Genomic DNA, 11,294 nt, shown 5'->3' with positions numbered 1-11,294 from the left:
GCCGGGTGTACCCAATAACATACCCTTGCCATGTTTTGGCAGTTAAATTTTCGGGGCCCGTTTATTTAATGATGATTTTTCCGAATGATATATTTGCCTTCTTCCTTTTTCAGATTCAGTTGATTCAATGTTGCTATATCACGCAATATCTGATCAACCGCGTCGGTTGTGTCAAATTTTGCTGTAAAGTATTTATCGTCAATTTCCGCAGGTACGTATTCAATATCCACGTTATAATAGACACTTAACTGATCCAAAACTTGTTCAAGTGTTTGTCCGTTAAACATATACCACGTTGGTTTTTTTACAACGGCACCTGTATATTTTTGTCTTGCACTTACCAGTTTATTGCGGCCCCCGTTCAGGTCCTTTTTAAGGATCAGCTGCACTTGTGCATGCCTGGTTTGGCGATTGTACAAAAGTTGTTGTCCGGGTGTCAGATACACATCATCATCTAGGCTTTTTTCAGTTGTTCCAGCCGGTTTAATCACCACTTTGCCAGTATACAACGCTACACTTGTAATACCTTTTTCGTCATAATAACGAATATTGAACGATGTGCCCAGCGCTGTTGTTGAAATGCCACCAGTATAAACTGTAAAAGGCTTTGTTTTGTCTTTTGCAACTTTAAACATTGCCTCTCCATTTAAGTAGATTGTGCGTTGGTTGTCTTTTCCAAAAGGTTCGGGGAAGCTAATCCCGCTTGCGGGCTGTAAGTCAATAACAGTACCATCGGGCATTGTTATCGTAATTACTTTATCAGTAGTGTTGAATCTTTTTTGTAAAATGTTTTTTTCGGAAGAGGTTGATGCTATAGCTGCGATGTCTTTGCCTGTTTGTTTATTATGCTGACCTGTCCATATCCATGCAGCTCCACAAACAAGTATAATTGATGCTGCAGCTATTAATCGTCTGTATAGTGAAACAACGTTGTTCTTTTTTTCTATCTGACGGTGAACATGGTCCAGCATCCGCTCTGATGTTTCTTTATCCGGTGCATTATTATCTGCATTAAAGCATTCTTCTGCAGGAAAAAAAGCATCAAGTTCATCCGGATGTTCGTCAAGATATCGAAGCACCTGTTCTTTTTCATTAGCAGTACACTCATTCCGTAAAAACCGCTCTATTAATTCCTGGCTGATCATTCCTATAAGTGTTGTTGCTATAATGGATACGTTTGAAAATCAAAGAACCCTTAGCCGGTACTAAGAAAAAGTAAAAATTATGGGAAGCAATAGCGTTATGAGATGCCTGAGCTGTTTTATTGCCTGGTATATATGGCTTTCAACGGTTTTAACGGAAATAGAGAGTTCCATAGCTATTGCCTTATAGCTCATGCCTTTAACGCGGCTCATTTCAAACACTTTTCTTCTTACATCAGGCATATTTTTTAAAGAGGCGTGCATGCGTTCGTTCAGCTCGCGTTCGCTTACTTTCTCCCAAACATCATTGCGTTCATTAAGTGCTGTTAGCTGACGGGTGTGCAGCTCGTTGTTGTTTTGTTTCCTGATAAGGTCGATCATAGTAGTTCTGGCAATACGGAAAAGCTGTGTGAATAAAGACAGTTCTTCATTTAAGTTTTTGCGTGTTTGCCATAGCTTGATAAAGGTAAGCTGTGTGGTTTCTTCAGCCAGGTACAAAGAATTTGTTTTGTTTAAAACATACGCATAAACGTTGCCATGGTACTGGTAAAATACCTGGTCAAAGACAAGTTGGTCCCCATCTTTCAAAGCAGCAATCGTATTCAAGACAATAAAATATTTGAAGCAGTTAAAGAGCAATTTAAGATTAAATCATTACAAAGCTTTAAATGCCATGTGTATTTTTTTACCCTATTCATCATCAAATAAGAATCATTGCAGCAACAGAGGAGCATAATTTCATCAATTTCGGGCGCAAGTTAAAACCATACTGTGTTGGGGCATATTAATTGATTGTTACCTAAAAAAGCAATAAGCATAGTGAATGTCTGATGTCTGATTTTTTGACGTCTGATCCGGGTGGCGATGATGGTTCTGACAATTGTTGAAGAAGTAACGATTGAGTGTGATTCTTTCGTTCTTTGAACAGGAAGAGTTCAAGTATTTGTTTTTCTGCTGAACAAAGGAAATCAGAGATCAGCGATCATAAAATCAGAAACAGCTTTTAATGGCTGATGTAAGGATTTATTGATGTCAGATTTGTTGAGTGTGACTTTTTCCTCTTTGAATATGAAGAGTTGAAAGATTGTTTTTCTGTTGAACAGAGAGAAATCAGACATCAGCGATCATAAAATCAGAAATTAACCGGACTAATAATTGATTAAAAAATATCATGTTTTTAAACAAAAAACTATTTCGTTGGTTAACTATGGTAAGCTTTTGAGTTTTGAAATTCATAAGTTACTAGAAAGCTGCAACCCGTTCCAATGAACCAAACTAGTCTGATTCGACTAATTTCATTTTGATAATCAGTACTCTAAACATTATTTAATTCTAAAAACTATTCAAATGAAAAAAGTAGCGTTATTTTTTGCAGGCTTAATAGCTTTCTGCGGTGTTGCTAATGCACAATTGGAAAAAGGAAGTACGATTATAGGTGCAGACATTGCCAATTTTAAGATTGGGTTAAATACAGGCTCTCAATCCAGCGTTGATATTAATCCGTATGCAGCGTGGTTTGTTAAAGACAATATTGCTTTGGGTGCAAAATTAAATTACGGAATTCAGGCACAAAAAGGCATTGAACCATCTACCAATTGGGCTGTTGCCGCATTGGGACGGTACTACGTAAACGATGCAGCAATTAACGTACTAAAACATACCCGTTTTTTTGCCGAAGCAACAGCCGGCGTTGCCGGTACCATTATTGCCGAAACCAACAGCTCTACAAACGGTTTCCTGTTTGGGTTTGGTCCTGGTATGACCTATTTTGTTACACCGAACATAGGCCTGGAAGGATTACTTAAGTATAATGGCCTGGTGGGTTTTGGATCCGAACCTTTTGCAAGTAATCTTACCATTAACGTAGGTTTTACGATCTTTTTGCCATTCAGCAAAGCAAAGGCAGCTGTAAAAGGCCAGCAATAAATATAACTAGCTACTGTATTCCGGTCGCAAATAAAAAGGCAAAGCAATGTTTGTTGCTTTGCCTTTTACGCACTTCTGATTGTAAAAAAAATCCCGATCCTTAACAGTTACAAAAGAAAGAACGTGTCAAACTTGAGTACTTCGTATTTCGTAACTCGTACTTGATAAAAAACGGTGCTGAATTTTATAGCGCTTTGATCTCTTTAAGGCTTTCTATAATCCTTTTTTCTGTTTCCTCATCGCTTAGCTCTTCCGGATGAAATTTTTCTCCAATTACTTTCTCATACAGTTCAATATATCTTTTTGAAATTGTATTCACCCATTCATCATTCATTTCCGGAACAGTCTGACCTTCTTTACCCATGAAGTTGTTTTCGATCAGCCATTCACGAACAAATTCTTTACTTAACTGCTTTTGTCTTTCGCCCGCTGTTTGTCTTTCTTCAAATCCATCAGCATAAAAATAGCGGGAAGAATCAGGCGTGTGGATCTCGTCCATCAAATAAACTTCACCATCCAGCAAACCGAACTCATATTTTGTGTCAACGAGAATCAGACCTCTTTTAGCCGCAATTTCTTTTCCCCTTTCAAACAGCGCCAGGGTGTATTTTTCAAGAATGGCCCATTCTTCTTGTGTTGCCAGGCCTTTTTCTATAATCTCTTTTTGGGAAATATCTTCATCATGACCTTCTTCAGCTTTTGTTGAAGGCGTAATGATTGGGGTGGGGAAATAATCATTTTCTTTCAGCCCTTCAGGAAGAGCGACACCGCATAACTCTCTTTTTCCGCTTGCATAAGTGCGCCATGCGTGACCGGTAAGATTACCACGTACCACCATTTCAATTCTGAATGGCTTGCATTTTTTTCCGATAGATACGTTAGGGGCAGGTGAAACCGTTAACCAGTTAGGGCAAATATCTTTTGTTGCATTCAGCATGTATGCAGCTATTTGGTTAAGAACTTGTCCTTTATAAGGAATAGGTCTTGGCAGAATTACATCGAACGCAGAAATACGGTTGCTGGCAACCATTACCAGCCAGTTTTCATTAATTGTATATACATCTCTAACCTTGCCTTTATAAAATGCAGTCTGATCAGGAAATTGAAATGAAGCCATTTTTATACACATTTAGTAATAACCGCAAAGATTAGCACGATTTTTTTGATACGAACAAATGTTTAGAAGAAAAATTTTAATTGGTAAGAACAAATGCTATTTTTCCGGCGTTTACTAACTAAAACTTGTTTGCATATGAGAGCTACTACGACAAGAATTCTGACGATATTGCTATCCCCATTAATTACATTAATGGCCGTAGGGCAAAATGCAATCACCATTACCGGAACGGTTAAAAACGCATCAACAAAGGAAACGCTTCCTGCTGTTTCCGTACTGATAAAAAATTCCAATTCCGGCACTTTTACAGATGAAAAAGGAAGATTCCGTTTCACTTCGACACAAGCACCTCCTTTTACGCTGGTTTTTGCCTCCATAGGTTTTAGAACGCAGGAAATGCAATATACAGGTGTTAACCAGGTTGTTGAAGTGTCTCTGGCCCCATCTTATGTACTGGGCGAAGATATCGTGGTTGCGGCGTCACGTGTGCCGGAACGTATAATGGAATCACCGGTATCTATTGAAAGGGTTAATACTGCAACCATCCGCAATGCGCCGGCAACCAGCTATTATGATGTGATCGGTAACCTGAAAGGGGTTGATATGACCACTTCCAGCCTGACATTTAAAACACCAACCACCCGTGGTTTTAGTGGAAGTGGTAATACGCGTTTGAACCAGATTGTGGATGGGATGGATAACCAGGCGCCGGGACTCAATTTTTCTGTGGGAAGCGTAATTGGCTTAACCGAGCTTGATGTAGAAAGCATGGAACTTCTTGGAGGTGCTTCTTCAGCCCTGTACGGTCCGGGTGGTATGAACGGAACGATCATCATCAATAGTAAAGATCCTTTCAAATACACAGGCTTAAGTGTGCAGGTAAAAGGTGGAGTAATGAACATAAACAGCCCGGTGCAAGACGCGTCTGCCTACCAGGATTATTCATTGCGCTGGGCACATAAAATAGGAGAAAAATTTGCGTTTAAAGTCGCTGCACAATATGTAAGAGCGAACGATTGGGCTGCATATGACAGCTCCAACTACAACGTAAACACTTTTTCTGTTAAAGGAGGCAACAGGATGTCTGACCCAAATTACAACGGCGTGAACGTGTATGGTGATGAAACAACGCTGGATATCCGTAGCAGTCAAACGCCTTTCATACAAGGAGTGATCGCGACTTTACCTGCACAGCAGCAACCGGTAGTTACCCAGATCATGCAGCCTTTTTTAGCCTCTCCACTTAGCGTTTCACGAACAGGGTATAAAGAGCAGAATGTGATTGATCCGGTTACCAAAAATCTTAAGGTCTCTGGTGGAATATATTATAAGCTTACTGATAAATTAACAGCTTCTCTTTCCGGTTATTGGGGAACAGGAAACACGGTGTACACCGGTAGCGACCGCTATTCGCTCAAGAACATGAAAATGGGGCAATACAAACTGGAATTAAAATCAACCAACTGGTTTATCAGGGGATATACGACGCAGGAAAATGCAGGAGACTCCTACAATGCAACAGTGGCCACACAGCTTACCAACGAAGCGTGGAAGCCAAGTTATAGCGCTGCGAATCCTGCAGGAAGCTGGTATCCTCAATTTGCCGGCGCACTTGTTCAGGGAGCTGTTACTGTTTTCCAGACAGCCTACCAGGCAGCGATAGCGGCAGGGCAAAATCAACAACAAGCGGCAGCCACCGCAGAGGCAGCAGTAATAAGCAATACGGCCATGTTATATAATGCTTCAAGATCGTTCGCAGATCAGGGAAGACCAGCAGCAGGCAGTGATCAGTTTAAACAGTTCTTTAATGCGGTTGTTAAAAAGCCGATTCCCCAGGGTGGTTTGTTTGTAGACCGCTCCAATTTATACATGGTAGAAGGACAATACAATCTAACTGACAGATTAAAGTTAAGAGACAAAGGAACAGATATTCTTGTTGGAGGTAACTGGAAACAGTATGTTTTAAATTCTGAAGGAACTTTATTTGCCGATACAGCAGGAAAGATACACATCAACGAATTCGGAGCTTATGCACAAATCTCACAAAAGCTCTTTAAAGATGTGTTGAAGTTAACCGTTTCGGGCCGTTACGATAAGAACGAAAACTTTGAAGGTAAATTCACTCCTCGTATATCAGGTGTTATAAGAGTAGCGAAAGATCAAAACATACGGTTGTCTTATCAAACCGCTTACAGATTTCCTACAACACAAAATCAATGGATCAATTTACAGACGGGTTCGGCTTTCCTGATAGGTGGTTTACCACAACTGCGCGAAGGTCATCATTTCGATACCAATCCTGTGTACACCCAGGCAAGCTTCCTCGCATTTGCACAATCGGGGGATCCATCCAAATTACAGGTACAACAATTTGGTACATATAAACCAGAAACATCTAATTCTTATGAAGTGGGTTATAAGGGCTTGTTTAATCAAAGAGTGCTTGTTGATGCATATGTTTATTATGCACGTTATAAGGATTTTCTTGGAAGGTTAAATGTGTTTCAGTCTTCAACCGGTACGCCGCAGGGCCTGGCTAATCCAACAGTCTATTCTGTAGCAGTAAACAGCAACAATAAAGTGTCAACTTACGGATATGGTGTATCACTTGAATATTTGCTTGAGCATAACTTTTTTATTAACGCGAACCTGTTTTCCGATGAGATAACAGATGTGCCGGAGAATTTCCAGGCACAGTTTAATACGCCTAAATACCGCACCAATATCGGTTTTGGTAATAATGGTTTTGGATATCAGAAAAGATGGGGTTTTAATGTTATTTACAGATGGCAGGATGATTACTTTAATGAAAGCACCTTCATCTCTGGCAATGTGAGTGCATTTAGCACACTTGATGCACAGGTTAGTTATAAGTTCCCGGCAATAAAATCGCTTATTAAATTGGGTGGCACAAACATCACCAATCATTACTATATCAACTCATATGGTAACCCCCGCATTGGTGGATTGTATTATGTGAGTTTTGGGTATAATGTGTTTTAGAAAGGTGTGAGGTTTCAGGTATGAGGTATCAGGTTGTTTTGTCTTGCCTGAGAATCTTGGTCTATAAAAGATATAATTGTTACACAGAGAGCACGGAGTAGGCACGGAGTTGCACAGAGATTTTATCTATGCAACTCTTTTTTATTCTTACCATCTTACTATCTTACGATCTTACATGTCTTACGGTCTTACATGTCTTCCGGTCTTCCGGTCTTCCGGTCTTCCGGTCTTCACATGATTCTAAACTTCAATAATTCCATACACTTTCACGCTATAATAAAATATATTTTTTATCGTATGGATTTTTTTGCTTCACTCAATCTCTATAGTAAACCTTTAAATTATGGAAGCAAACAAAATCTTACAAGCCGATGTACTTGATATCGTATTCGAAGGAAGGAACAAAGCATATGGCGCTTATGATTTAAGAAAGACCTACAACAAAAGAGTATTGTATGCATTAACGGGAATGGCTTTGCTTTGTTTTTCCGGAATAGGTGTTTCAATATTCGCAAGTTCAAGAAAGCCAAACATTGTGCGACCAGTTGCTATTGACGTTATTATATCTAAAGTTGTTGATGAACCTAAAAAGGAGGAACCAAAAGTAATTCCACCTAAAGTAGAAGCTCCTAAGCCCATAGCTCAGCAGAGGGTTACGACGATTGAAATTGTACCTGACGAAAAAGTCACAAAGCAAGACGAAGTGCCAGAGAATAAGGATTTAGAAGATGTAAAGATTTCTTTGCAAACAACTCCCGGAGAAGCCGGTGATTATGTAAACCCACCAGTGGAAGCAAAGGGCGTAGGCGCTCCAGAACCAATTGGCACTAAAGAAAAGGATTACGAAACTATCATGGAGACTGTGCAAATACAGGCAAAGTTTCCCGGTGGCTTTCCTGAATGGGAAAAGTTTTTAAGAAGAAATCTTAGAAATGAAATTCCTTCAGAAAATGGTGCACCTGCAGGTGACTATAAAGTGATCGTTTCATTTATTGTAAATAAAGACGGAAGCATTTCTGAAGTGCGTGCGGAAAATGATCCTGGTTTTGGAACTGCCGATGAAGCAGTAAGGGTAATTAAAAAGAGCAATCAATGGATTCCCGCAGAACAGAATGGAAGAAAAGTTATTTACAGGCAGAGACAAGCTATTACATTCCAGGTTATTGATGGCAACTAATCCAATCCGAATGTCGTTTAGTTAATACCGAACGCTCTTATAATATTACGATCAGGCCAAAATTCGGGAGAGCTCTCCTGTCGTGCGAATGACAGATTCATAGCGTATCAATTTTTCCCGTTGGAATGAAGCTTATTAGAAATATGCGAATTGAGAACATCATAGTCCGTTAGGATATTAACCAAATAAATGGGGTTAATGTCCTACGGACAAGAGGGGCCTGGTATGTTAGAGCTTCTATTAAATTTTAAGTCCTACGGACTATTGACGAAAAGTGTACTGTCTCCCAAAATTGAACGTATGTCTAACTAAACGATATTGATCATGCTACCCTTTTGAAAAAATAATGATCATGTTTGTGTGAGTGATGTGCAACTGTCTTTTAGTGATTAATCGGCAGGTTGTTACAAAAGAAGCAAAAGGATGAAATCAGGTACTTCGTACCCGTCCGAATGCGCATTCGGCGCGGGCGGGCCTCGTAAATCGTACTTGGTCTAGCCTCTCACCCTTTCCCCAAGCCCAAAAACAAAAGCCCGAAGCGTTAAGCTTTGGGCTTTAAGCTTTAACATTTAAGCTTTTTGGCACAATAATTTGATCATGATAAATAAAAGATCATGGCTAACATTATTGAATTAATACAACAAAAGCTTAATTATTCCTCTGTTAAGAAAGTAGATCCTAACACACAGGAAACAATTAAAGAAAATGATTCATTAGCACAAGCCGCCGTACCGGCCACACTGGTAGGGTTTTATGAACTTTCACGGGTAAAAACAGGCGCCGCAAAAATTTTAAGTGGAAATTTTTCCCCTGATATACTTACCGATGTTTTTGGCGAAAAGAAAACGCCTGTTGTTGAGCATGTTGCGCAATACGCCAATATGACCAGTGAAGTTGCTGAAAATGAAATGCAAAAAGTAGCCCAGGCAACCTGCGAGATTGTAAAATCAAGCGCCGGAAACAGTGAACAGGCTGTAATGGATTATTTTACAGCTGAAAGAAACAATATCCTGAAATCCCTGCCTGCCAAACTGCAAATAGGTCAAATACTGGGCGATAATATGCTGGATGACAGGACCAATAAAATGGAAGGTCCCGTATCCGGAATGATGCATAAAATAGAACAGCTTTTTGCCGGAACACCGGGCAAAAGCGAGGAATAACCACTGCTAATAACGACTTTTAAAAAGGCTGAACGTTTTACTGTTCAGCCTTTTCATTTTGATTGAAAAACGAACGATCTTGCATCGTTAATTTTCACGTTTTTCTTTACATAAAGCATCTAACTTCGTCAGAGCTAAATCTTCAGCCGTATGAATTTTAGAACAGTATGCATTGTTTCCGCAGTACGAACACCTGTAGGCAGTTTTGGAGGTACATTAAAAGATTTTTCAGCTACACAACTTGGCTCCATCGCAATTAAAGCCGCTGTTGAAAGAGCAGGCATCCAATCTTCTGATGTAGATGAAGTAATTATGGGTTGCGTATTGCAGGCCAATCTTGGTCAGGCGCCGGCTCGGCAGGCTGCAAAGGGTGCAGGTTTACCGGATAAGGTTATAGCCACAACCGTAAATAAAGTTTGTGCAAGCGGTATGAAAGCCATTGCCCAGGCAGCGCAGGCCATCGCTTTGGGTGATGCAGAGATTGTTGTTGCCGGCGGAATGGAAAGCATGAGCAATGTTCCTTACTATGCACCTAATTTGCGTTGGGGCAATAAATATGGGAATGTGAGCTTTATTGATGGATTAGCAAAGGATGGACTGACTGACGTGTATAACAATTACGCCATGGGCAATGCAGCCGAGTTGTGTGCAAAAGAATGCAACATCAGCAGGAACGATCAGGATGCTTTTGCCATTGAAAGTTATACCAGAAGTCAACGGGCATGGAATGAAGGATTGTTTAATAGTGAGATTGTTCCGGTTGAAATTCCGCAACGTAGCGGAGAGCCGGTTTCCTTTGCAAAAGATGAAGAGCCTTTCAACGTAAAATTCAATAAGATCCCGGAATTAAAACCGGCTTTTATAAAAGATGGCACCGTGACAGCCGCTAATGCAAGCACCATGAACGACGGTGCTGCCGCACTCGTATTAATGAGTGAAGAAAAAGCAAAACAATTAAACATAAAGCCGCTGGCCGTTATTAAAAGTTATGCCGACGCGGAACAGGCTCCGGAATGGTTTACTACAACACCATCATTAGCTGTGCCCAGGGCTGTGGCAAAAGCGGGCCTGACGTTGAATGATATTGATTATGTTGAATTAAATGAAGCATTCTCTGTGGTTGGCATCGCCAATATGCAGAAAATGAATTTATCTGCAGATAAAGTAAATGTACACGGCGGTGCTGTGTCAATAGGGCATCCGTTAGGTTGCAGCGGCGCCAGAATTATCGTCACCCTTATCAACATCCTTCATCAAAAAAATGGCCGGTATGGTGCTGCTGGCATTTGCAATGGCGGCGGCGGCGCAAGCGCAATGGTGATTGAGAAAGCCTAAAGCCTAAAGCCCAAAGCTTAAAGCTTAAAGCCGTTGATTCAAATAAGTTTGAATTGCCGCATTCCGAAAGTTTTAAAAACCAACAACAACATTAATACATAGACGAAATACTGTATTGTTTGTCGACGACAGGTTCTAAGCTTTAGGCTTTGAGTCCCGATTTCAATGTAATGTCATTTAATTAAAAACATTTATAGCTCCAGAGGAGCTTCCTGTTTGAAAATCAGGATTTTAAAATATCATCGGACTCCAGCGGAGTCTCCTGTAATGCTTGACCGGAAGCTCCTAACGGAGCTTAGTCGATCTGTTCTTTTTTCTATCTACAAAACAGGTGGCTCTTAGGGAGCAATGACAGCGAAGTGTTCTTACTAAATTACATCAGACTTAAGGTTTGGTCCGACCTTTCAAAAGCCATTGTTTTAAAGAGATTA

General features: G+C 40.3%; 8 protein-coding genes. 5 read left to right on the top strand and 3 right to left on the bottom strand.

From position 1 onward, the window contains the following. Window positions 1–65: 65 nt before the first annotated feature. Together QTN47_RS05960 and QTN47_RS05955 are read right to left on the bottom strand one after the other, a co-directional pair. Window positions 66–1,145 carry a FecR family protein gene (locus QTN47_RS05960; protein WP_369328423.1) on the bottom strand — a complete coding sequence of 360 codons (1,080 nt, stop codon included), beginning with the start codon at window positions 1,143–1,145 and terminating at the stop codon, window positions 66–68. Between the two features lie 60 nt (window positions 1,146–1,205). Continuing rightward, on the bottom strand, window positions 1,206–1,748 hold the full coding sequence (locus tag QTN47_RS05955; RefSeq protein ID WP_369328422.1) for an RNA polymerase sigma factor: 543 nt from the start codon (window positions 1,746–1,748) through the stop codon (window positions 1,206–1,208). A 741-nt stretch (window positions 1,749–2,489) separates the two neighbouring features. Here QTN47_RS05955 and QTN47_RS05950 point away from each other — a divergent pair. Then, window positions 2,490–3,068: a hypothetical protein gene (locus QTN47_RS05950; RefSeq protein WP_369328421.1), complete on the top strand. Its 579-nt coding sequence runs from the start codon at window positions 2,490–2,492 to the stop codon at window positions 3,066–3,068. A gap of 184 nt (window positions 3,069–3,252) precedes the next feature. On the opposite strand, the gene QTN47_RS05945 is transcribed toward QTN47_RS05950, so the two are convergent. Continuing rightward, window positions 3,253–4,185, bottom strand: a complete 933-nt coding sequence (locus tag QTN47_RS05945; protein WP_369328420.1) for a phosphoribosylaminoimidazolesuccinocarboxamide synthase — start codon at window positions 4,183–4,185, stop codon at window positions 3,253–3,255. Between the two features lie 135 nt (window positions 4,186–4,320). Here QTN47_RS05945 and QTN47_RS05940 point away from each other — a divergent pair, with 135 nt between their 5' ends. The 4 genes from QTN47_RS05940 (at window position 4,321) to QTN47_RS05925 (ending at window position 10,863) form a co-directional block, all read left to right on the top strand. Then, window positions 4,321–7,188, top strand: a complete 2,868-nt coding sequence (locus QTN47_RS05940) for a TonB-dependent receptor (RefSeq protein ID WP_369328419.1) — start codon at window positions 4,321–4,323, stop codon at window positions 7,186–7,188. Between the two features lie 343 nt (window positions 7,189–7,531). After that, window positions 7,532–8,365 carry an energy transducer TonB gene (locus QTN47_RS05935; RefSeq protein ID WP_369328418.1) on the top strand — a complete coding sequence of 278 codons (834 nt, stop codon included), beginning with the start codon at window positions 7,532–7,534 and terminating at the stop codon, window positions 8,363–8,365. A 614-nt stretch (window positions 8,366–8,979) separates the two neighbouring features. Next, window positions 8,980–9,528, top strand: a complete 549-nt coding sequence (locus QTN47_RS05930) for a hypothetical protein (RefSeq protein WP_369328417.1) — start codon at window positions 8,980–8,982, stop codon at window positions 9,526–9,528. Window positions 9,529–9,678: 150 nt separating this feature from the next. Next, window positions 9,679–10,863: an acetyl-CoA C-acyltransferase gene (locus QTN47_RS05925; protein ID WP_369328416.1), complete on the top strand. Its 1,185-nt coding sequence runs from the start codon at window positions 9,679–9,681 to the stop codon at window positions 10,861–10,863. Window positions 10,864–11,294: the final 431 nt, after the last annotated feature.

Source organism: Danxiaibacter flavus (genome assembly GCF_041060425.1).
In the GTDB taxonomy this organism is placed as follows: domain Bacteria; phylum Bacteroidota; class Bacteroidia; order Chitinophagales; family Chitinophagaceae; genus Danxiaibacter; species Danxiaibacter flavus.
This window is presented reverse-complemented; position numbering and strand designations above follow the sequence as displayed.

Coding starts and splice junctions, on each gene's coding strand:
- QTN47_RS05960 (WP_369328423.1), bottom strand. CDS start 1,145: ATGATCAGCCAGGAATTAATAGAGCGGTTTTTACGGAATGAGTGTACT.
- QTN47_RS05940 (WP_369328419.1), top strand. CDS start 4,321: ATGAGAGCTACTACGACAAGAATTCTGACGATATTGCTATCCCCATTA.
- QTN47_RS05930 (WP_369328417.1), top strand. CDS start 8,980: ATGGCTAACATTATTGAATTAATACAACAAAAGCTTAATTATTCCTCT.
- QTN47_RS05945 (WP_369328420.1), bottom strand. CDS start 4,185: ATGGCTTCATTTCAATTTCCTGATCAGACTGCATTTTATAAAGGCAAG.
- QTN47_RS05925 (WP_369328416.1), top strand. CDS start 9,679: ATGAATTTTAGAACAGTATGCATTGTTTCCGCAGTACGAACACCTGTA.
- QTN47_RS05950 (WP_369328421.1), top strand. CDS start 2,490: ATGAAAAAAGTAGCGTTATTTTTTGCAGGCTTAATAGCTTTCTGCGGT.
- QTN47_RS05935 (WP_369328418.1), top strand. CDS start 7,532: ATGGAAGCAAACAAAATCTTACAAGCCGATGTACTTGATATCGTATTC.